Below are 21585 nucleotides of genomic sequence, written 5' to 3' on the forward strand. Positions count from 1 at the left end.
CCGACACCGACACCGACCGACATGGATCTGATGCCGCCGGCCGCCTTCCCGGGCAGCCGGCGGCATCGGTGTTTAACGCACCGCAGCCGCAAGCGAAAGCATCTGTGGGGAAGTCCCGGTCCGGTGCGGAGCAGCCACCACTGGCATCCCGGGGCATAAAATCTGAGGATGCCGGAAACCGCAGACGTGATGGGATCCATCCTGGAAGTGTTGAGCTGGGCGGGTCTCGCCGCAGGCCTTCCGCTGGTGCTTATTGGCTGGATCATCGGCAGGCGCAGATGCGTATGGATCAGCACCACGGCCGAAGTCTTTGAAGCCGGAGGATTCAAGGGCCTTCGGTGGTCCGATGGCGAAGGAAGCCCCCGCCAGTCCCTGCACACCGCCGAACAGACCCGCGGGCTGGAGCCGGGAACGGAAGTTGCCCTGCACTATGACGCCTGCCACCCAGGCAAATGGGGCCTCGAAGAGCCCCGAAAGGAAAACCCTGTGCTCATTGTGGGGTGGACGCTGGGTGCGGTCGGCATAGCCAGCACGCTGGGAGGCTTCATCCTGATGCTCTTGTGATGCGGCCTTTCAAGGGCTGACCGCTCCTGCGCCTTCTGCTGCTGGAACTTATCCCCGGCGCTTAAACAGGCATCTGTTAGGCTCCCGAGCCATGGGCCCACGCACCGACATTGGCGGGTGGACGGCAATATGAACAGAGGCGGTGACCTGCAGTGAGTGAGCACCTGAGCAATAAGACCTCGCGTGCGAGGGATAAAAACGACTCGCCGGCGATCTGGTTCTTCGTGGCAGCGGTCTTCATTATCACGCTTCCGCAGATGGCCACCGGCGAGTGGCTTCCCCTGTGGGTTTCCATGGCCGCGGGTGTCCTGCTTACGTCTCTGGGATTTTGGTCTATGGCCCGTGGGCGGCGGGGCTGATAGGGATCAGGCGCGGTGAGGACTACTACGCGCTGCCGCAGCTCGCTCAACGGTACGACGCCGACACGCAGGGCCGCGCCGACCTGCCGTTTTATCTCGCCCTGGTCCGTGAACTGACCCCAGCCTCGGTGGCCGACGTCGGCGCCGGAACCGGACTGTTCTGCAGTCTTCTGGCAGGTTCCAACGTGAGGCTGACGATCACCGGCGTGGAGCCGCAGCAAACCATGCTCGATGTTGCCCGCCGGCAGCCGCTGGCAGACCGGGTTCAATGGATCCGCGGCACGGCTGCGGACCTGCCGAGGGACTCTTTCGGCCTGCTCTTCATGACCGGACACGTGGCCCAGTACTTTCTGGACGATGCCGCCTGGGCGGAGGTCCTGCGGCAGATTGTCCGGTCCTCGGTCCGACAGAAGACCACTATGGCCGGCGACCTTGTTACCCATGTGGACGAATGGACCATCGGAGAACAAGCCTTCACCACGCGCGAAACCCTCCGGTTTCCGGACGATGCCGCAATCCACCGTGGACTCGATGCTGCCTGCCTGGCGATCGAATGCTCCTGGGGCAACTGGGATGGTTCTCCCGTCACGGCGGAAAGCCCCGAACGGATCATCATGGCGCGGACTGTCTGATCTCCCAATCGCCGTCGTCCGTTTCGGCCGAAGACCCCAGGCTCATTAGAATGGATCGGTTCCCGCCCCGCCCAACGTTCAGAATTTTGGAGTCTGCTTTGTCCCGAGGAAAACACCATCCGCCGCGGCCCAAACCGGCCAACAGCGAAGGGATGCTGATTGCCAATGACCTGAAAAAGGACCGCGGCTGGACGGACATGCAGATCAAGACCTTCCTGCCCGAACCGGACCAGACCGCGCGCAACCCGTTTTCCCGCAAGGCCGCTCCCATGAAGCTGTACGCGCTGGAACGCGTCGAGGCCATCGAAGCCACGCCCGAATATCAAAAAGCACGGGAAGCATCACGGACCCGGCAGATTGCTGCCCGCACCCGTGCGCTGGCGAAAAAGAAGGAAGCCGTTGCCGCGGCTCAGGCACTGGAACTGACCATCGTTCCGGAACCCTGGCAGGAAATGCAGGACAAGGCGATTGCCCATTTCAACAGCAGGCTTCGCCGCAGCCAGTCCCCGGCCAGCCGAAGCACCTCCAAGGCTCGGTTGGACCGGCTGACCGTGAATTACCTGCGGCACAAGCAGACCTCCTATGAGGAGGAGCTGAAGGAGTTCAAGGGAGTCGTCGGCGTGGGGGAGGCTTACCTCGTCGTCCGCAACCGGATCCTGGACCTCATTGCGGACACCTACCCGCTGCTCCGCGATGAGTGCGAGCGGCAGAAGTTCGAAGCCCCTGAGCTGCCCGACGGCGTGCAGTTGCCGGACGGCCTCCAACTGCCGAATCCCACGCGCTAAGCGGACTGCCTCCACATTGACCCGTCCTCCAGCGGACCTGACTGCTTCTTGGCCCGCGCGCTCGGTTTGGATTCTTCGTGCAGATAACGGGGCCTGCTGAAATCTCTCGTGCAGATCCGGGGCTCAAAAGGCGTCAACCGGCTAGTTTGGGCCCGGGAGCTGCACGAAGGATCGGTGGACCCTGGGTTTGGGCCCGGGAGCTGCACGAAGGATCGGTGGACCCTGGGTTTGGCGCCGGGAGCCGCACGAAGAATCGCTGGACCCCGGCGGCCTGCACGGTCACGCGCTAAGCGGAAAGCAGGCTTATCATTTAGTTCCGCGGCCCAGAACTCGGTAATCTGAAAATGATGAGTATTGCTGAGTCCTCCCCACAAACCGCCCGTCCCGCCGGCAAGGACCTGAGCTCCAACGGCATGGTTCGTGTGCGCGGAGCGCAGGAAAACAACCTGCGCAATGTCGACGTCGAGATCCCGCGCGACGCGATCGTCGCCTTCACGGGGGTGTCCGGCTCCGGCAAGTCTTCACTGGCGTTCGGCACCATTTACGCCGAGGCCCAGCGCCGCTACTTCGAGTCCGTGGCGCCCTATGCGCGGCGCCTGCTCTCCCAGGGGCACACACCCAAGGTGGAGGAAATCACGGGGCTGCCTCCCGCCGTCGCGCTCCAGCAGCGCCGCGGCACCCCCAGCTCCCGTTCCACCGTGGGGACGCTGACCACCCTCTCCAACTCCATGCGCATGCTCTTCTCCCGCGGGGGCACCTACCCGGCGGATGCTGAACCGGGCAGCCTGGACTCGGACGCATTCTCACCCAATACGGCCGCCGGCGCCTGCCGGGAATGCTCGGGTCTGGGCATCGCCCACACCGTCACCGAGGACTCCCTGGTGCCGAACCCGAACCTGAGCATCCGCGACGGCGCCATTGCCGCCTGGCCCGGCGCCTGGCAGGGTAAAAACCTGCGCGACATCCTCATTCAGCTGGGCTACGACGTCGACGTGCCGTGGAAGAAGCTGCCCAAGAAGGACCGCGACTGGATCCTGTTCACCGAGGAACAGCCGGTCGTGATGATTACCCCGCAGCGTGACCGGGTCGCCAAGCCGTACAAGGGCCGGTTCTGGAGCGCCAAGTCCTACGTGATGCATACCCTGGCGGACTCCGGCAGTGAGCAGATGCGCAAGCGCGTGCTGGAATACATGGTGTCCGGCCCCTGCCCGGTCTGCGGCGGAGCGGGCCTGCGTCCCGAAGCGCTCGCCGTTACGTTTGCCGGGCGGAACATCGCCGAGCTGAACGGTGCCACCCTGGGCGAGCTGGCTGAAATCATCCGGCCGACGGCGGAGCTCAAGGCCGCGGGCACCGCGTCGCGGGCAGCAGCTTCCAACGAGGACACCGAAGTTGCCGTCACGATCACCCGCGACCTGCTGTCCCGGCTTAAGATCCTGATCGACCTGGGCCTGGGCTACCTGAGTCTGTCCCGGTCCACGCCCACCCTGTCACCGGGCGAGATGCAGCGTCTGCGCATCGCGACCCAGCTGCGCTCAGGGCTCTTCGGTGTTATTTACGTCCTGGATGAGCCGTCCGCCGGTCTGCACCCGGCCGACGCCGAACCCTTGCTGGCCGTGCTGCAGGAACTGAAGGAAGCCGGCAACTCGGTGTTCGTCGTCGAGCACAACATGGACGTGGTCCGCAGCGCGGAATGGATTGTGGACGTGGGGCCGCAGGCCGGCGACGGCGGCGGCACCGTCCTCTACAGCGGTCCTGTGGCGGGACTGGCGGACGTGGAAGAAAGCGCCACCCGCCCGTTCCTGTTCCGCGAGGCCGAGGAACCGGCCTCCGCGGGCCGCACTCCGGAGCGGTGGCTGAACCTCAAGGGCATCAGCCGGCACAACCTGAACGAACTCGACGCCGAGATTCCGCTGGGCGTCCTCACCGCGGTGACCGGCGTCTCCGGTTCCGGCAAATCCACCCTGGTCAGCCAGGTGCTGGCCGAAACCGTCGGCGTGCACGTCAACGGATCCGCCGCGACGGCTGCCGACCGGGCGGACGATCCGGATGCGGAAACGGAGGACGACGTCGATCCCGGCGCCACAGTGCGCGACATTGCCGGCCTGGAGCACCTGGACCGCCTGGTCAAGGTGGACCAGCGCCCCATCGGCCGCACGCCGCGCTCCAACCTGGCCACCTACACCGGACTGTTTGACGCCGTGCGCAAGCTCTACGCCGGCACTGACGAGGCCAAGGCGCGCGGCTACACCGCCGGCCGCTTCTCCTTCAACGTGGCCAGCGGACGCTGCCCCACCTGCCAGGGCGAAGGCTTCCTCGCCGTCGAGCTGTTGTTCCTGCCCGGCACTTACGGTCCCTGCCCGCAGTGCCACGGTGCGCGCTACAACGAGGAAACCCTCGAAGTCACCTACCGCGGCAAGACCATCGCCGACGTGTTGGACATGCGGGTGGAAACAGCTGCGGAGTTCCTCGCCGATGTTCCGGCGGCGGCGCGGAGCCTGCAGACCCTGCTCGACGTCGGCCTCGGCTACCTGCGTCTGGGCCAGCCGGCCACCGAGCTCTCCGGCGGCGAGGCCCAGCGCATCAAGCTCGCCACCGAGCTGCAGCGTGCCCGCCGCGGGCATACCCTGTACCTGCTCGACGAGCCCACCACCGGCCTGCATCCCCAGGACGTGCGCCTGCTGCTGGCGCAGCTGAACCGCCTCGTGGACAGCGGGAACACAGTGGTGGTGGTGGAACACTCCATGAACGTGGTGGCTGCCGCCGACTGGGTGATCGACATGGGACCCTCCGGCGGCGACGACGGCGGCCGGATCATCTGTGCGGGCACGCCGGCCGAGGTCGCCGCGTGCGATGCCAGCCGCACCGCTCCGTACCTCACTGCGGCGCTCAAGACGCTGGGATAGGCCTCAGGGGAGAGACGGACGTCTTCTGGCGCGTTTGGGGCCATGAAATATCCCGTGGATACCGCTAGAAACACGGCGGCGCTGATCAGATAGAAGTACCGGTTCTCTTCGGAATCGGACACTCCTGCCAGCAGCAGCCAGTTGATCGCCAGGACTGAAAATAGCACCGTAGAAAGCCTTTTGCCCCTGCTCCGTATCCGTCAGCAGCACCTTCTGCCGGACATGGGCATAAGGCGCCAGGACATATTGCACCAGGTCCCTGCCCAGTCCCGTGCGCTGGAATTTCGGATCAACCAGGACGTCCTGCAGATAACAGATCGAGTGCCCCTCGGAGATGACGCGGGCCAGACCAAGGGCAGCGGCCAGGTTGTCAGGTTCCTTGGTGTAGGCGCTCCAGCCCACTGCGTCGTATAGCCGCACGACGGCGTCAAGGGGCAGATCGCACCCGGCAACGTACTCGAGCGTCTGGTTTTCCACAGTGGATACCCGTTTCAATACCCCCCCATATCGTTCTTATCGCAAATGCGAAAGGGGTCCAGCCTAATCGCAGCAAATATTTTTTCCAATTTCCCAGTGTGGAGGTCAGCATTCTTCCCCCAATCCAGACACGCCGAACTTTTATCCCATCTCCCTTTCGCTCAAGCATTTGTGCCAGGGGATCAAGCCGGTTCGGCTCCGTATCGGTGAATTCGCACCGAACATGTTCGCGCCGGTTACGCTTACATCCCGCCAAGTCGCTTGATATTTTTGCTCCAGATAAAAGCAGGAATGAGCCCTATTGGGATTGATATGTCTGCTGCTCTATGCCTAGGGTGGAATTACTTCCGAAATACGGAAGGTTCTACTAAGCCAATATTCGGATGGAGTTAGTGTGCCGAAACAACCAATCGGGGAAAAGTTAGCCGCAAAAGCGGATGCTGCCTCACTGTTGGTACGCGTGGCACTTGCTGGGGCCTTGTCAATCGGACTTGTATCGTGCAGTGGCGACACCAGCGACCAGGCTGACGACGCGTCAACTCCTACCATCGCTCAGGCGACACCAGAGGCTGAACCCAGTCCTTCTGGGTCAGAGAATCTTATTACTGACCCCGTTGAGTATTACCGGGAAGACCCCAACAGAACGCCGGCCGTTGTTCGGGCATCTGAACTGATCGGTCAGTTTTCTGGGGTAGGTACACAAGATTTCACTGAGTTAGCTACAACGGAGTACAGCAACGTAACCATATTTGTGACGTGCGCCAACGACGCACCTTATGAAGTTCGATCAGGAACAGAAACCGATGCCGAGCAGTACTCGTACGGTAGCGATAGCTGCGGCCCGGGCTTTTTCAATCACGGAACAATTCCGTTCGACAAGGGCCCGATCGTGAGCTTACGCGTTGAAGTCCCTGAAGACACGGAATACACCCTAACGGTCTACGGCGGGCTGCCCTAGACCGATACGCGTTTTGTAGGCACGTTTCATTGGTGAATCCCGTGCCCGTTCTTTTGATGTGTTTGATCGCGGTGTTGTTGGTTATCTGGAGCCGCTCGTACGAAGTCAGCAGATTTCCTGGTCCTTTGGTGAAGGTGGACCAGCGGCCTATCGGCCGCACGCCCCGCTCCAATTTGGCCATCGACACGTCTGTTTGATGCCGTGCGCAAGCTCTTTGCCGGCACGGGCGAGACCACGGCGCCCGGTACAACGAGGAAACCCTCGAAGTCACCTACCGCGGCAAGAACATTGCCGACGTGTTGGCCATGCGGGTGGGAACTGCTGCCGAGTTCCTCGCCGATATTCCGTCAGCTGCACGGAACCTGCAGACCCTGCTCGATGTCGGTCTGGGTTACCTTCGCCTGGGCCAGTCGGCCACTGAACTCTCCGGGGGCGAGGCCCAGCGCATCAAGCTGGCCACCGAGCTGCAGCGCGCCCGCCGCGGCCACCCTGTACCTGCTGGACGAGCCCACCACCGGCCTGCACCCCCAGGATGTGCGGTTGCTGCGGGCATAGCTGAACCGGCTCGTGGACACCGGGAACACCGTGGTGGTGGAACACTCCATGAACGTGCCGCGGACTGGGTCATCGACATGGGACCCTCCGGCGGCGACGCCGGGTTAGGCTGTGACGTGCTTACCGACCCGCAGGATTTCCCTGCCACCACCCTGCTTCACGGCATCCGGCTTAGCGTGTTGACCGACGCCGACGCTCCCGCTCTCGCAGCTGCCTACCGGCGAAACCGGAACTATCTGGCGCCGTGGGAACCGCTGCGCCCGGACGCCTTCTTCACCGGGGAAGGCCAGCGCTCCGTCATCGAAGCCAAGCTGGCGCTGTTTCAGGCGGGGAGTGAAGTGCCCTGGGTCCTTGCCGATGGTGAACGGGTCATCGGAACCATCACACTGACCGGTATTGTCCGCGGACCGTTCCTCTCCGCGAATCTCGGCTACTGGATCGACGGGGAATACGCCAGACGGGGCCTTGGCACCGCGGCCGTGACCGCCGTCGTCGAAACGGCACGGGAACGTTTGGGCCTGCACCGGATCCAGGCCGCGACCCTGCTGCACAACGCCGCGTCACAGCGGATTCTGGACAAATCCGGGTTCGCGCAGATCGGTCTTGCTCCCCGATATCTGAAAATTGCCGGCCGATGGCAGGACCACCTTCTGTTCCAGCGGATCCTCGAGGCGGCCAAGTGATCCCGGCACTCCGGCCCGCGTTGATCACCACGCCCCGACTGGTGCTGGAACCGCTGGGTGTCCAGCATGCAGCGGAAATGGCTGACGTGCTCGCGGGAACGGCCCTTTACCGGTACATCGGCGGCGCGGCACCGACAGCGGAGGAACTGGCACGACGGTACGCCGCCCAAACCGTTGGCGGATCACCGGACAGGCGGGAGATCTGGCTGAACTGGATCATCCGGGACAACGGTGCGGCGTGCGGCTTTGTTCAAGCGACGGTGTCGCAGGAAATGGACGGGCCGACGTCGTATGTTGCGTGGGTGGTGGGCGAGTCGTTCCAAGGCAGGGGCACAGCCACGGCGGCAGCCCGGGCGATGCTGGGCTGGCTTCGGATTCATACCCCCGGACCGGTCGCCGCGTTCATTCATCCCGAAAACCACGCCTCAGCGGCCGTCGCGCGGAAACTTGGGCTTGCAGCAACCGGGCTGATCGATGAGGACGGCGAGGAACGCTGGGACGACGGCGCAATGCGCACTCATTAATGGAGCCGGCAGAAAAGCGCAATATGTTCAACGGCTTCAGCACCGTCATCGGTGGAAATCAGCGGGTCTTTTCGTTGCGCCTGTTCCCGAAGTGCACCGACACCTGCAAGGGTGCCTGAGGGGGACACCGCACGCACTATGAGGAGTTGTTGACAATGCTGTTTCCATTCACTCGACGGCTGGGTGCTGCCACCGCAGTTACCGCCGCCATCGCACTGACATTCGTTTCAATGGCCCCGGCTGCCGCCAAGCCCCCGCACCATGGCGGCAAGGACCAGACAACCACCGTCACGGTCCTGGGCACTTCGGACCTGCACGGCTACATCGAGAACTGGGATTACTTCAAGAACGGCGAGTACGACGACGCCGCCTCCAACGACGTCGGACTGGCCAAGATCTCCACCCTGGTGGACACGGTCCGGGCCGACCGTGGGAAAGCATCCACCCTGCTGATCGACGCGGGCGACACTATCCAGGGCACCTCGCTGACCGACTACTTTGCCAACACTGAACCGATTACCGAGACCGGGGAAATCCACCCAATAGCTGCGGCCATGAATGCGATGGATTATGACGCAGCAGCACTGGGCAACCATGAATTCAATTACGGGCTGGATCTGCTGAGGAAGTTTGAAAGCCAGCTGGACTTCCCGCTGCTCGGAGCAAATGCAGTGGATGCTCAGTCCGGAAAGCCGGCATTCACGCCGTACATCATCAAAACGGTGAAGACAAAGGGCAGCAAGCCCGTGAAGGTCGGCATCCTGGGCCTCACCAACCCCGGGGTGGCCATTTGGGACAAAAACAATGTCGACGGAAAGCTCACGTTCCCGGGAATTGTGGAACAGGCACAGAAATACGTGCCGAAAATGAAGGCACGCGGTGCGGACGTCGTGGTGGTCAGCGCCCACTCCGGAACCTCGGGAACCTCCTCCTACGGCTCCGAGCTGCCCCTGGAGAACGCGTCCACGCAGCTGGCCGAAACAGTCCCCGGCATCGACGCCGTCCTGGTGGGACACGCCCATCAGGAAATCCCGGAACGCTTCGTCACCAACAAGACCACCGGAGACCAGGTGCTGCTGACCGAGCCGCTGAACTGGGGCATGCGCCTGTCCGTCATGGACTTTGAATTAAAAAAGGTGCGCGGCCAATGGGACGTGACCTCGGCGTCGGCGTCTCTGCTGAATGCCAACACCGTTGAGGCGGATCCCGAAATTTCCAACCTCGTGGCCGAACAGCACCAACGGGTCATTGACTACGTCAATACGCCCATCGGAACGGCCACCGAGTCCATGCCTGCGGCAGAGTCGCGCTACCGCGACACGGCTGTCATGGACTTCGTGAACTCCGTTCAGGCCCAAGCGGTGGACCGGGCGCTCGACGGCGGCCCCAGCGCCGATCTGCCGGTGCTCTCGCTGGTGGCGCCCTTCAGCCGCACCGCGGAAATCCCTGCCGGTCCGGTGACCATCCGCGATCTGGCCGGGCTGTATGTCTTCCCGAACACCCTCTTCGGTGTCGAGATGACGGGTGCTCAGATCAAGGACTACCTGGAGTATTCGGCGAAGTACTTCGTCCAGACGGCGCCGGGTGCCGCAGTGGATCCCGCCACTCTGACCAACGCAGACGGCACCCCGGACTACAACTACGACATGATGTCCGGCGTTGATTATGACATCGACATCAGCCGCCCGGTGGGGGAGCGCATCGTCAACCTGAGCTTCAACGGTGCTCCGGTGGATCCGGCGCAGCGGTTTGCGGTAGCTACGAATAACTACCGGCAGTCCGGCGGCGGCAACTTCCCGCACATCTCCACCGCGCCGGTACTGGTGAACCAGCAGACGGAAATCCGCCAGCTGCTCATCGACTACGTGGTGGCCCAGGGAACCGTTGACCCGGCGGACTTCGCCGAGAACAACTGGCGCCTGGTGCGCGATGGGGTGCCCGTGTTCGACTAAGCCGCCGGGAATCTGATCTCAGCCGGCGTCGCTCTGCTCCAACCAGGACTTGAACCTGGAGTACAGCTGAGGGGTGTCCTGTTCCACGGCATCGGCTGTGGCGCCGGTCAGTCCCGACAGCCGGACACTAAACATGCATTCCCGTTCGCCCATCGGCGTGATCAGGTACTCCAGCTCACCGGCGGGCTCATTAGCCACCCGGTCATCCCATCGGGCATCAAAGGTCAGGACCAGCCGGTACGGGGCGTCGGCCACCTCGACTGACCCGACGATGAGGTTGTTGCCGTCCGCGTGCAGGGCATAATCACTTCCCGGCTCCATGGTTCCGCGCAGGCTGGAATTCCACATCCAGCTGCGCGGAACATTGGAGGCCGTCAGTGCACGCCACACGTCCTCGGGCGGGGAGGCCAAAGCCGTGGAGTAAATGGTTTCTGTGGATGCGGCGGAGGGCATGACGGCAAACCTTTCCAATCAGTAAGGGATTCCCAATTTGCAGGGGGCCTGAATCGGAGACCGGCGGAAAGGAGCGCAGTAACCTAATCGGGTGCGCTGAGACTAAGCCAGCGGGCCGCCTGGCACCAGCGCAGTATGCCGGATTGTTATGCCGGTTGTTACCGATGGCATGCGGTGCGCTAGCGCAGCAGAGAGCTGTCGGTGAGATTCTCGACCGGCTCCTGGCAATGCCGCCGGTGGAGGTGCCGACAATCCGGACCCGGGCTCCCGTGGTCAGCGCCGCGTTTTTGTTATTCGAGGGCAGGCACGGCGACATACTAGCCGCGGGTCATCTCCCCGGCGGCATTCCGTCAAAGATAACCGCATATACCTGCTTCCTCATAAATACAAAAGATGTCCGCACCAAATCGGAACCAATATTTCGCAAATGTCTCATTATGAAGGCTTGCATTCATCCCGGAATCCAAACAGGCCTTACCTTTATCCCGTCTCACTTTCACTCGCGTATTTGTACTAAGGGGATCACTTGACCAGGAAAAACAGGTGCGGAAATTTGCGGCAGGCGGCTGTGCTGGCCGTCAGCAGTGCGCTTCTGCTCACTCCCATGGCTGCTGTTGCGGCCCCGTCCCACGAACCGGCTCCAGGCAGCGGCACCGTTTCAGGTGCCCCGGACGCTGAGGGGCAGATGTCCCGGATCGATGACCGGCCTGACCAGGCTGCCGATGAGCGGCGGGCGCTGAACCAGCAGGCGGTGGAAAAGGTTATCCGCGGCGAGGCCCAGCCCAAGACCCGCGGCGGCTCACAGTCCGTGCAGGTGGCCCCGGGGCAATGGGCCGAGTACGGACTTGAAGACAGCGACCAGATCCTGTCCTTCCTCATCGGCTTCGGCGACCAGTCCGATCCGCGTTTCCCGAATTCTGCACCGGGACCTTCACAGAACCAAATTCCCGAACCGGACCGGAGCGCGGACAACTCGACCTATTGGGAGCCGAAGTTCGACCGCGAGCATTATCAGGACATGTTCTTCGATCCGCAGGAAGAGTCCATGAAGACCCTCTTCGAGGAGCTTTCCAGCGGCCGGTACACGGTGGACGGTGACGTCAGCGATTGGGTGACTGTGCCCTACAGCTCGGCCAGCTACGGCGAGACCGAGAGCCAGACGGACATGACCCGCTTCGTGCAGGACGCTGCAGACGCCTGGTACGACGCCCAGCTCGAGGCCGGCAAGTCGGCAGCCGATATCGAGACGTATTTGGCCACGTTCGATCAGTGGGACCGCTACGACTACAACAACAACGGCAACTTCGACGAGCCCGACGGCTACATTGACCACTTCCAGGCAATCCATGCCGGCGAGGGCGAAGAAGCCGGTGCGCCGTCGTCGGCCATCTGGTCCCACCGCTGGTCCGTGGGACAGGCGGGGCGCGGCACCCAGGGGCCGGCAATGAATCTCTACGGCGGCATCAGGATCGGCGATTCCAGCCTGTGGATCCGGGACTACACCACCGAGCCCGAAAACGGCGGACTGGGTGTTTTCGCCCACGAGTATGCCCACGACCTGGGCCTGCCGGACCTTTATGACACCGCCGGCGGTGACAACGGCACCGGCTTCTGGACTCTCATGAGTTCCGGATCGTGGCTGGGCCACGGCGACGGTTCCATTGGCACCACACCAAACCACATGGGCGCCTGGGAGAAACTGCAGCTCGGCTGGCTCGACTATGACGTTGCCGCCACCGGAAAGAAATCCACGCACATGCTCGGCCCGTCCTACCACGCGACCAAGAAGCAGCAGGCGCTGGTGGTCACGCTGCCTCGTGATGCGCAGGGCAACGGCCGGTATTACATCGCGGAGAATCGCCAGTACATCGGTTATGACACAACGCTGAAAACCGGCCCGTACAACTTTGGCTGGGCAGTCAGTGCGCCGGACACGGTGGAGCACTATCCGTACCAAAACGGGCTGCTGATCACCTACTGGAACGCCGGACAGCGCAACAACAACACCGCACAGCATCCCGGTGCGGGCCTGGTGCTTCCCGTGGATTCACATCCCCAGAGCCTGGTCTGGTCCGACGGCGCCTTTGCCCGCAACCGAATCCAGAGCTTTGATGCGACCTTCGGCAAGGAAGCGACCGACCCGATCAGCCTGCACCGCGAGACGGCGGCCGGCATGACCACACTCAACGTTCCGTCCCGGCCCGGCGTCGCCGTCTTCGATGACACCAACCCGAATGCCTACTACGATCCGGCCAACCCCCAGGCCAGCGTGGTGGTGGCCGGAACCGGCACCAAGATCCAGGTCATCCAGAGCAATCCCAAGGGAATGATGACCGTACGGGTTAACTAGGCGAAGACCGACGCAGCGACGACCAAGTAGGCGACGCGGCGCATCTGAGCCGGTAATGCAAAGGGCGTGGTCGGGGAATCCCGGGCCGCGCCCTTTGCCTTGCCGCGGGTTGCCGAAGCGGTCCGCCTGGTCCTACCGTGAACCCGCGGTGTCCTTTTCCTTCTCCACCAGCGGATCCGGATCCAGGAAGGCCACGGTGAGCACAGCGGCCGTCTGCTCCACCTGCCATTCCCGGGCGCCGAGGTTTCTCAGCGCTGAGCTGATGGTGTCCAGGTTGATCTGTGCCGGGGGACGCCAGGCGACGCGTCGGAGGGTATCCGGGGTCAGGAGATTCTCGATCGGCAGATTCAGCTGCTCGGCGACTGCTGCCAGGCGCGGCTTTGCCGTTTGGAGGCGGGCTGCTGCCTCCGGATCATTCTTGGCCCAGACCCGTGGAGGCGGCGGCGCATGGGTCGGGATGTGCAGCGGCGGCAGGTCTGTGGTGGACCGGGCTGCCGAAATGCAGCGCAGCCAGCGCGGTGCTTCCTTCTGCGCGGCTCGTCCGTGAAAGCCCGGAGTGCCCAGCAGCTGCGGAACCGTGGTGGGCATGGCCCGTGCCGCGGCCACAATGGCCGAGTCGGGAATGAGCCGGCCCGGTGCGGTGTCGCGGTTCTCTGCCAGGTGCTCGCGTTCGGTCCACAGTTCGCGGACTGCGGCCAGCTGCCGGCGGTCGCGCAGCTGGTGCATGCCGCTGGTGCGCCGCCACGGGTCCACGCGGGGGGCCGACGGCGGTGCGGTGCGGATGGCTTCAAACTCCTGTTCCGCGAAGGCGAGCTTCCCGGCGTCGTCGAGCACCTTGATGAGCTCAATCCGCAGTTCCGCGAGCACCTCAACGTCCAGGGCTGCGTAGCGCAGCCACGGTTCCGGCAGCGGGCGGGTGGACCAGTCGGCTGCCGAATGCTCCTTGGCCAGGGTGAAGCCGAGCAGGTTTTCGATGACGGCGGCCAGGCCGACGCGCGGCAGTCCCGCCAACCGTGCGGCGAGTTCCGTGTCGAAGAGCTTGTCGGGCCACATGCCCAGTTCGGACAGGCAGGGCAGGTCCTGGGTGGCGGCATGCAGGATCCATTCCACGCCCTGCAGTGCATCGTTGATGATGTCCAGATTGTCGAACGGTTCCGGATCGATCAGCCAGGTGCCGGAGCCTTCCCGGCGGATCTGGACCAAAAAGGCGCGCTGCCCGTAACGGAAGCCTGAGGCTCGTTCGGCGTCGACGCCGGCAGGTCCCGTGCCGGCCGCGAGTGCCTTGGCCGCCCGTTCCAGTCCGCGGGGCGTGTCAATGACGAGCGGCACCCCGTCCTTGGGTGCTTCCAGCAGCGGGAGCGCATCCGGCTCGGCGTTCGGGTCAGTGGAAGTGGTGTGCGTGGGGGAGCCGGGTATCTGCGCGGTCATAAGGACTCCAGTCTATCGAGTCCAGCGGTGCCGCAGTGACACACAGCGCCTCCGACCGGTTCGCCGGGCTCGATCAGGGCGTGTCGCCCTAGCTTCGGCGCACCCGGGGCAGCGGAGTCACGCCCTCGGGCAGGGGAGGGAGGCCGGCGAACGTGCAGACCATGTCCGACCAGGCCTCCAAATGTGCTTGGACGTCAGCGGCATCCGGAGTCCAGGAGGCACGCAGCTCAATATCGATGGCGTCGCCTCGTCCGGCCAGCGTTCCGTAGCTTTCCGAGAGGATGCGGGTGGCCGTTCCGCCGGCGTTGGAATATCCGGCATGGTGTTCCTGCAGGGCTTCCACCAGCCAGGTCCAGGCGACGGAGCCAACAAGTTCGTCGTTGCCCATATCCGGTTCCAGCTCGGCTCGGATGTAGGTCACGATTCGGAAGGTTCCGTTCCACACATCGGACCCCTCGGGGTCATGCAGCAGGATGAAGCGGCCTGCCGCCAGCTCGGTCTGCTCCGGAACGACGATTCCGGACGGCCCGTGGCCGAGTCCTTCGTCGCGTGCCAGCGGGCCGCTTGCCAGGACCTCGGCACCGAGCGACACCGCGAACGGCGCCAGCCGGGCCGGCGCCGGAATCTCGTTCAGGTGCAGCTCAGGACGGCACTGCGCACGCCGCAGGGAACCGAGGGCTTTCAGGAAGTCTGGGGGTACTTGTGATAAGTCACCGATTGCACTCACCTTCGCAGACTACGGGTGCGGGTCTGCGGCGGAGGTTGAGGCTCGCCGAAGTATCCCTTTTGTTACCTGCCCAGCTTCTTACGAGATCCAGCCTAGGCCGGGGGCTCCTGCTGCGGGAGGGTCCCGTGGTTTGACCGCCGGCCCGGAGAATTCTTTCTCACGAAATGCACCAACCCCGCGATGGCGGCAACAATCAGGACAACGATGACCAAGACTGTTATGTGCCAGAGCTGGATGGAATCCATGGTGTTCCTGCTTTCGCTGATCCGTGGGGCCGCGTTTCGTCCCACAGTAGCCCACGGCCGGTGCCGGGCCCTGCAGGCGGAGCCCGGCACCGGCCGGGGCAGGAATGCCGGCTCTAACCGGCCGGCAGCGTCCCGGGAGCCTCGGGGTCCGCAGCAACCTCGCGGGCAATCGCTTCAGCGAAGGCATCGACGTCGGCTTCAGAGGTATCGAAGGTGCACATCCAGCGCACCTCGCCGGTCGCCTGGTCCCAGTCGTAGAACCGGAACGAGGAGCGCAGGCGGTCCGCAACGCCGGCCGGCAGTTTGGCGAAGACAGCGTTGGACTCGGTGGGCTGGGTCAGCTCCACGCCGTCGATCTTCTCCACCGCTGCGCGCAGCCGCTGCGCCATGGCGTTGGCGTGGGAAGCCGACCGCAGCCACAAGTCGTCTTCATACAGCGTGACGAACTGGGCGGAAATAAAGCGCATCTTGGAGGCCAGCTGCATGTTCATCTTGCGCAGGTAATCCAGGCCGGGGGAGGCCTCCGGGTTCAGCGACACTATGCACTCGCCGTACATCATGCCGTTCTTGGTGCCGCCCAGGGACAGGATGTCCACACCGGCGTCGGTGGTCATGGCGCCCATGCCCACACCCAGCGCTGCGGCGGCATTGCCCAGCCGGGCACCGTCCATGTGCAGGAGCATGCCGTGCTTGTGGCAGTGCTCGGCGATGGCGGTGATTTCCTCCACCGTGTACAGGGTGCCGAGTTCGGTGGACTGCGTGATGGACACGGCCAGCGGCTGGGCACGGTGCTCATCACCCCAGCCCCAGGCTTCCTGGTCAATCAGCTCGGGCGTCAGCTTGCCGTCCGCGGCGGGGATCTGCAGCAGCTTCATGCCGCCGATCCGTTCGGGCGCGCCGTTTTCATCCACATTGATGTGGGCGGTGGAGGCACAAATGACGGCGCCCCAGCGCGGCAGCAGCGACTGCAGGGCAGTCACGTTGGCGCCGGTGCCGTTGAACACGGGGAAGGCACGCATCTGCGAGCCGAAGTGGAAGGCCAGCACCTCGCGGAGCTTGGCCGTGTAGACGTCTTCACCGTAGGCCACCTGATGGCCCTGATTCGCGGCGGTCAGTGCGTCCAGGATCTCGGGATGGACTCCGGAGTAGTTGTCGGAGGCAAACGCGCGGATGGATATGTCATGCAGGGGGGAAATGTTGGTCACAGTGTCCAGTATCTCTTACGGGGTGTTCGGTTTTTGTCCGGGGCTCAGAACCCCGGCTCAGGACTGCGGAACCAGCGAGATGCGCTGTCCGTTCAGCTGCGCGGCATCCTGGCAAAAGAGCCCGACAGCGGCGTCGGCCAGAGCCTGCACGTCGGTGTAGGTGCTGAAATCCCTGTCCGGTTCGGCCGAGCGCATGGCGTCGTCCACGAGGGCCTTGACCACGAACACGACGGCGGCCGAGTGCTGCGGCTGAGCGTTTTCCTTGGCGCCGGACTGCGCGCGGCGGAAGCCCTGCGCAATCGCCTGCACCCAGGCTTCTGCCGCGGCCTTGGCTGCGGCGTACCCGGCGCCTCCGGCGGTGGGGGAGTCCACGGAGGTGGAGGAAACGATGGCGAGCCTGCCGTCGTCGGACGCTGCCAGCTGGTCATAGAAACTGCGGCTGACGTTGCGCAGGGTCTGCAGGATGTTGGTCTGCAGGAAATCCCAGTCATCTTCCTTCTGGCCGGTTATGCCGCCGCCGCCGCGCCAGCCGCCCACCAGATGGATAAGCCCGTCGATGCCGCCGTACATTTCCTGCAGATCCTGGGAGAGGGCGTCCACGTCGCCGGGACGGGAAAGGTCGCAGGTGCGCAGATCGGCGTCGAGCAGGTCAAAGAGGGTGTTTTCGAGCCGGGCGGCGTCGCGGCCCACGGCCACTACCTTCGCTCCGGCCGCTTCCAGCGCTTTACAGACGGCGACGCCGGAGGCGGAAGCTGCGCCGGCCACCAGAACGGTACGGCCCCGCATGGACTGGTCAGAGGCGGACGTTCCGGTGGCCGGCGTTGTGCTCATTTAGTTCGAACTCCCTGTGATTCCCGACGTGGACTCGATGACCGGGGCCATCTTTTTGGACAGCGCTTCGTAGAACATGGACAGCGGAAATTCGTCGTCCAGCACCTGGTCGGTGAGCCCGCGCGGCGGCCCGTCCAGCGGCAGGGCGTCCGGACCCTTGGCCCAAACGGAGGCCGGGTTCGGCGTCAGCGTAGCGGACACCAGATCGTAGGCGGCAAACCAGTGGGCGGTCTTCGGCCGGTCAATGGAGCGCCAGTAGAGGTCCTCGATGTTCGCACCCAGGCGGACAACGACGTCGGCCACGTCTTCCCAGTCGATGCTCAGTTTGCCGTCGGTCCAGTGCAGGACGTGGTTCTGGTGCATCCAGGCGAACAGCAGCTGCCCTCCGAGGCCGTCATAATTGCGCACCCGGTTGCCTGTAATGGCGAACCGGAAGATCCGGTCAAAGATCACCGCGTACTGCACCAGCGTGGCATGTTTGCGGGCTTCCGGGGAAGCGTCCTCGTCCTTTTCGATCTTCACGGCTTCACGGAAGGCCGTGAGGTCGCAGCGCAGTTCCTCCAGGGAGTAGAGGAAGTACGGCATGCGCTGCTTGATCATGAACGGATCAAAGGGGAGGTCGCCGCGCATATGGGTGCGGTCGTGGATCAGGTCCCACATGACAAAGGTGTCCTGCGCCAGCTTCTGGTCATCCAGCAGCGCAGCGGCATCCGCCGGCAGCTGCAGCGAGGTGATCTCCGCTGCGGCGCGCAGGACCCGGCGGAAACGGGCGGCCTCACGGTCGGCGAAGATGGCACCCCAGGTGAAGGTGGGGGTCTCCCGGACGGCCACGGATTCGGGGAAGAGTACCGCGGAGTTCGTGTCGTAGCCGGGGGTGAAGTCCAGGAAGCGGATCGGCACGAAGAGCTTGTTGGAGTACTCGCCGGCCTCCAGCTCGCCGATGAACTCCGGCCAGACAACCTCGATCAGCACTGCCTCCACGAAGCGGTTGGTGGAGCCGTTCTGCGTGTACATGGGGAACAGGACCAAGTGCTGCAGGCCGTCCGTGCGGTCCAACTGCGGGGCGAATGCGAGCAGGGAATCCAGGAAGTCCGGTTCGCCCAGACCATCGGCAACCCAGCGCCCAAGGTCACTGACCACCAGGGCCAGGTATTCGGCGTCGTGCTCGAAGGCCGGGGCCAGTGCTTCCACGGCGGCGGCGATCACGGCAATGAGTTCTTCGGCTGCACTGCGGTTTTCCGGATCGACCGAGCCGTTCTTGTTCTGCAGCGGCTGCAGGTCGGTGGCGGCTTGCTTCAGTGCCTGCCAGGCCTCGGAGTTTTCCGGTGCACTCCCGGCGGGAACTGTGGCAAAGCCGGGGTGGGAAAGCGAGGGGTACGCGTGGACAGACATGGCTGCGACCTTCCGAAGGGAGGCCGCCCCGAATCAGTGGAGCGGCGGTGAAGTATTCCGTCGAGCATACTCACGAAAAACTAACGCTTACGCTGATTCGGTCCATAGATAAGCATGTCTTAGGCTCAAGCTGCTGCTGCACTGTGATGACCGTAACGTGTGCTGCGGGTCACAGCCTGTTTAGTTGTTCGAAGCAGGCTCCAGATTCACGGCGCCGTCCCGGATGACGACCTGCCGATCCGGGCACACCCGCTCCGTAAGGACAACCTCCTGGCCGGACGGGAACCGGACGGTGGTGTCACCCTCGGTGCAGCCGTATCCAAGGATGTGGACTCCGCCGTCCGATTCGACGGTGAAGTCCTGGTCTCCGGTGGACACAGTGACGTCTTCGGCCCCCTCGTTGCTGAAACTCAGGTCACCGTCCGAGGTGCATCCGGTGAGGGCGGCGGCCAAAGCCACCACGAAGAGCGTGCCAGCCCCAAGTTGCTTCACATATCTCATCGCGTCCTCCGCCGGCTCGAATTAATCCGTTTGGCAGCGAGCCTATACCCGGGTTTTGGTTTTCGCGCGGCAAACCGGTGCACCTGGTGTCCGGCCACCCGCCGAGTTTATGGGCGATGGTCGGAATGAGGATCGGCAGGTTGATGCACAGATGGAGGAGCATGCATGCCGGGAGATTCCGGTCAGCCGGAACGGCCGATCCCGCTGAGGGAAGCCATCTTGGCGCTGACCAGTTCACGCGCTGATGAATGAACGCCCGGACTAGTAACCGCGGCTGTTGGGGGATTCCGTACCGATGACGGTCAGCGACACCTCGGGGTGGTTCTTTTCCACCCGGCGCAGCGCCCAGATGTCGTTGAAGACAGCCACATGCGCGCCGTCCGTCCGCACCAGGACCTCGGCGCCGTGCACGTTGGACAGGATCTCGGCTGCGTCGGCAGTGGTGATCCTGGCCAGCGAGTAGGAGAGCTGCTCGTAGCGCATGGGGGCGTTGAAGTCCTGCGTCATGCGGTCCTCCACCACCTCGAACTGCATGGGGCCCACGGCGGCCAGCACGGGAGCCTGGTCTCCGCGCCGGTCCGAACGGAGCACCTGGATGATGCCTTCGTGCTCGAGCTGGTCAATGCCGCGACGGAACTGCTTGTAGCGGCTGGGGTCCTTGGACCGGGCCACGCGGAAGTGCTCGGGGCTGAAGAACGGAATCGGCGGGTACTCCACCGGCTCCTCCACATACAGGCTGTCGCCCACGCGCAGGGCGGAGGCATTGACGAGCCCGACGACGTCGCCCGGGTAGGCCTGGTCGATCACTTCGCGCTCACGGCCGAACAGGTGCTGGGCGTACTTGGTAGCGAAGGTCTTGCCGGTGTTGGAATGCGTCACCACCATGCCGCGCTCAAAGATGCCGGAGCAGACGCGGATGAAGGCGACGTGGTCGCGGTGGGCCTTGTTCATTCCGGCCTGGACCTTGAACACAAAGCCGGAGAAGGGGGCCTCGACCGGGCGCAGGCCGCCGTCCTTGTCTTCGCGCGGTCCTGCAGACGGTGCTAGATCCACCAGTGCGTCCAGGATCTGCTTCACGCCGAAGTTCAGTGCGGCGGAAGAGAACAGGATGGGGGTGGCCTTGGCGTCAAGGAACGCCTGCCGGTCAAAGTCGCGCCCGTCAATGACCAGCTCGGCTTCGCCCAGGGAGTCCTCCCACACGTCGCCTTCGCGGGCGAGGGCGTCTTCGGGGCTGAGGTGTTCTTCCTTGGCCAGCGAGGCGCCGGAGTTCTGCCGTTCGAAGTGGACGTATTCGTCCTTCTGCAGGTCCCAGACGCCGCGGAAGTCGCCGGCAATGCCAACGGCCCAGGTCAGGGGCATGGGGGTGAGTCCGGTGCGTTCGGTGATCTCGTCCATGAGGGCCAGGGGATCCAGGCCCGGGCGGTCCCACTTGTTGATCACGGTGATGATCGGCAGGTTGCGGGCGCGGCAGACCTCGAACAGCTTCATGGTCTGTGTTTCCAGGCCCTTGGCTGCGTCCACCAGCATGACGGCGCAGTCGACGGCGGCCAGCACACGGTAGGTGTCCTCGGAGAAGTCGGCGTGCCCCGGGGTGTCGAGCAGGTTGATGACCGTGTCCCGGTACGCGAACTGCAGTGCCGTGGAGCTGATGGAGATGCCGCGGTCCTTTTCCATCTGCATCCAGTCGGAGACCGTCTCGCGGCGGTTTTCCTTGCCGTTGGTGGCGCCTGCCGTGCCGATCACGCGGGCGTGCAGGGCCAGCGCCTCGGTCAGTGTGGACTTACCGGCGTCGGGGTGCGAGATCACGGCGAAGGTGCGGCGGCGGGTGGACTCGCGGACAATCGCCGCAGTCGCTTTGCCGGCCGGACTGGTGGTGGCGCTGACGGTGGGCTGAACCTGTAAGGACACTCCGCTGCTTTCACATGTGGTGGGATGCGGCCGCAGGGCTGGACACTCGCGGCTGTGCTGCCAGCAATGACAGCCTTTCCATTCTAGCCGTTCGTCCCCTGCCCTCCGGACGGCTGGAAAGCGTAAGGATGTGACGGACGCCTGGAATTCGAA

Annotated in this window: 20 protein-coding genes and 1 pseudogene; 11 read left to right on the forward strand and 10 right to left on the reverse strand. The window is 64.0% G+C overall.

The genetic code is table 11. The features are described 5' to 3' along the window. The first annotated feature begins 168 nt into the window (after positions 1-168). The 5 genes from MUG94_RS07000 (at position 169) to uvrA (ending at position 5243) form a co-directional block, all read left to right on the forward strand. On the forward strand, positions 169-564 hold the full coding sequence (locus MUG94_RS07000; RefSeq protein ID WP_227889449.1) for a hypothetical protein: 396 nt from the start codon (positions 169-171) through the stop codon (positions 562-564). A gap of 152 nt (positions 565-716) precedes the next feature. Beyond that, positions 717-923, forward strand: a complete 207-nt coding sequence (locus MUG94_RS07005; RefSeq protein ID WP_227908540.1) for a hypothetical protein — start codon at positions 717-719, stop codon at positions 921-923. Further along, positions 893-1555, forward strand: a complete 663-nt coding sequence (locus tag MUG94_RS07010; RefSeq protein WP_227908541.1) for a class I SAM-dependent methyltransferase — start codon at positions 893-895, stop codon at positions 1553-1555. The genes MUG94_RS07005 and MUG94_RS07010 overlap by 31 nt, the downstream gene beginning before the upstream one ends. Before the next feature lie 98 nt (positions 1556-1653). Continuing rightward, positions 1654-2340, forward strand: a complete 687-nt coding sequence (locus MUG94_RS07015) for a hypothetical protein (RefSeq protein WP_227908542.1) — start codon at positions 1654-1656, stop codon at positions 2338-2340. A 347-nt stretch (positions 2341-2687) separates the two neighbouring features. Beyond that, complete coding sequence (gene uvrA, locus MUG94_RS07020; protein ID WP_227908543.1) at positions 2688-5243, forward strand: excinuclease ABC subunit UvrA; 2556 nt, start codon at positions 2688-2690, stop codon at positions 5241-5243. Positions 5244-5246: 3 nt separating this feature from the next. Here the strand turns inward: uvrA and MUG94_RS07025 are convergent, their stop codons facing one another. Next, on the reverse strand, positions 5247-5720 hold the full coding sequence (locus MUG94_RS07025; RefSeq protein WP_227908544.1) for a GNAT family N-acetyltransferase: 474 nt from the start codon (positions 5718-5720) through the stop codon (positions 5247-5249). A gap of 394 nt (positions 5721-6114) precedes the next feature. On the opposite strand from MUG94_RS07025, the gene MUG94_RS07030 reads away from it, so the two are divergent. From MUG94_RS07030 to MUG94_RS07050, 5 genes and pseudogenes are all read left to right on the forward strand, one after another. Next, positions 6115-6678 (forward strand): hypothetical protein, encoded by a 564-nt coding sequence (locus MUG94_RS07030; RefSeq protein ID WP_227908545.1) that lies wholly within the window; start codon positions 6115-6117, stop codon positions 6676-6678. A 125-nt stretch (positions 6679-6803) separates the two neighbouring features. Beyond that, a pseudogene (locus tag MUG94_RS07035) lies at positions 6804-7337 on the forward strand (ABC transporter); the annotation flags it as partial. Continuing rightward, positions 7311-7916, forward strand: a complete 606-nt coding sequence (locus tag MUG94_RS07040) for a GNAT family N-acetyltransferase (RefSeq protein ID WP_341482174.1) — start codon at positions 7311-7313, stop codon at positions 7914-7916. The pseudogene MUG94_RS07035 and the gene MUG94_RS07040, both read left to right, overlap by 27 nt. Then, on the forward strand, positions 7913-8440 hold the full coding sequence (locus tag MUG94_RS07045; protein WP_227908546.1) for a GNAT family N-acetyltransferase: 528 nt from the start codon (positions 7913-7915) through the stop codon (positions 8438-8440). The genes MUG94_RS07040 and MUG94_RS07045 overlap by 4 nt, the downstream gene beginning before the upstream one ends. Positions 8441-8595: 155 nt before the next feature. Next, a complete protein-coding gene (locus MUG94_RS07050) occupies positions 8596-10392 on the forward strand; it encodes a bifunctional metallophosphatase/5'-nucleotidase (RefSeq protein ID WP_227908547.1) in 1797 nt (598 codons plus the stop codon). An 18-nt stretch (positions 10393-10410) separates the two neighbouring features. On the opposite strand, the gene MUG94_RS07055 is transcribed toward MUG94_RS07050, so the two are convergent. Continuing rightward, a complete protein-coding gene (locus tag MUG94_RS07055) occupies positions 10411-10845 on the reverse strand; it encodes an SRPBCC domain-containing protein (protein WP_227908548.1) in 435 nt (144 codons plus the stop codon). Positions 10846-11398: 553 nt separating this feature from the next. Here MUG94_RS07055 and MUG94_RS07060 point away from each other — a divergent pair. Next, a complete protein-coding gene (locus MUG94_RS07060; protein WP_247098844.1) occupies positions 11399-13195 on the forward strand; it encodes an immune inhibitor A domain-containing protein in 1797 nt (598 codons plus the stop codon). A gap of 132 nt (positions 13196-13327) precedes the next feature. Here MUG94_RS07060 and MUG94_RS07065 read toward each other — a convergent pair whose 3' ends face one another. The 8 genes from MUG94_RS07065 to MUG94_RS07100 form a co-directional block, all read right to left on the reverse strand. After that, a complete protein-coding gene (locus MUG94_RS07065; protein ID WP_227908549.1) occupies positions 13328-14623 on the reverse strand; it encodes an HRDC domain-containing protein in 1296 nt (431 codons plus the stop codon). An 88-nt stretch (positions 14624-14711) separates the two neighbouring features. Further along, a complete protein-coding gene (locus tag MUG94_RS07070) occupies positions 14712-15341 on the reverse strand; it encodes a DUF3000 domain-containing protein (protein WP_227908777.1) in 630 nt (209 codons plus the stop codon). A gap of 101 nt (positions 15342-15442) precedes the next feature. After that, positions 15443-15595 carry a hypothetical protein gene (locus MUG94_RS07075; RefSeq protein ID WP_227908550.1) on the reverse strand — a complete coding sequence of 51 codons (153 nt, stop codon included), beginning with the start codon at positions 15593-15595 and terminating at the stop codon, positions 15443-15445. Positions 15596-15708: 113 nt separating this feature from the next. Then, positions 15709-16800 carry a threonine aldolase family protein gene (locus MUG94_RS07080; protein WP_227908551.1) on the reverse strand — a complete coding sequence of 364 codons (1092 nt, stop codon included), beginning with the start codon at positions 16798-16800 and terminating at the stop codon, positions 15709-15711. Between the two features lie 57 nt (positions 16801-16857). Continuing rightward, positions 16858-17631 (reverse strand): SDR family NAD(P)-dependent oxidoreductase, encoded by a 774-nt coding sequence (locus tag MUG94_RS07085; protein ID WP_227908552.1) that lies wholly within the window; start codon positions 17629-17631, stop codon positions 16858-16860. Beyond that, positions 17632-19023, reverse strand: coding sequence for a DUF6421 family protein (locus MUG94_RS07090; protein ID WP_227908553.1), 1392 nt, complete (start codon positions 19021-19023; stop codon positions 17632-17634). A 180-nt stretch (positions 19024-19203) separates the two neighbouring features. Next, positions 19204-19524: a hypothetical protein gene (locus MUG94_RS07095; RefSeq protein WP_227908554.1), complete on the reverse strand. Its 321-nt coding sequence runs from the start codon at positions 19522-19524 to the stop codon at positions 19204-19206. Between the two features lie 261 nt (positions 19525-19785). After that, the gene (locus MUG94_RS07100; protein WP_227889610.1) at positions 19786-21366 is read right to left on the reverse strand and encodes a peptide chain release factor 3; all 1581 of its coding nucleotides are present in this window, start codon (positions 21364-21366) and stop codon (positions 19786-19788) included. Positions 21367-21585 lie beyond the last annotated feature (219 nt).

This window comes from Arthrobacter gengyunqii (assembly GCF_023022985.1).
GTDB lineage: Bacteria > Actinomycetota > Actinomycetes > Actinomycetales > Micrococcaceae > Arthrobacter_B > Arthrobacter_B gengyunqii.

Bases quoted from the DNA above. Each gene is read 5' to 3' on its own strand.
- MUG94_RS07095 (WP_227908554.1), bottom strand. From the start codon at position 19,524: ATGAGATATGTGAAGCAACTTGGGGCTGGCACGCTCTTCGTGGTGGCT.
- MUG94_RS07055 (WP_227908548.1), bottom strand. From the start codon at position 10,845: ATGCCCTCCGCCGCATCCACAGAAACCATTTACTCCACGGCTTTGGCC.
- MUG94_RS07090 (WP_227908553.1), bottom strand. From the start codon at position 19,023: ATGTCTGTCCACGCGTACCCCTCGCTTTCCCACCCCGGCTTTGCCACA.
- MUG94_RS07000 (WP_227889449.1), top strand. From the start codon at position 169: ATGCCGGAAACCGCAGACGTGATGGGATCCATCCTGGAAGTGTTGAGC.
- uvrA (WP_227908543.1), top strand. From the start codon at position 2,688: ATGAGTATTGCTGAGTCCTCCCCACAAACCGCCCGTCCCGCCGGCAAG.
- MUG94_RS07065 (WP_227908549.1), bottom strand. From the start codon at position 14,623: ATGACCGCGCAGATACCCGGCTCCCCCACGCACACCACTTCCACTGAC.
- MUG94_RS07050 (WP_227908547.1), top strand. From the start codon at position 8,596: ATGCTGTTTCCATTCACTCGACGGCTGGGTGCTGCCACCGCAGTTACC.
- MUG94_RS07075 (WP_227908550.1), bottom strand. From the start codon at position 15,595: ATGGATTCCATCCAGCTCTGGCACATAACAGTCTTGGTCATCGTTGTC.
- MUG94_RS07085 (WP_227908552.1), bottom strand. From the start codon at position 17,631: ATGAGCACAACGCCGGCCACCGGAACGTCCGCCTCTGACCAGTCCATG.
- MUG94_RS07040 (WP_341482174.1), top strand. From the start codon at position 7,311: ATGGGACCCTCCGGCGGCGACGCCGGGTTAGGCTGTGACGTGCTTACC.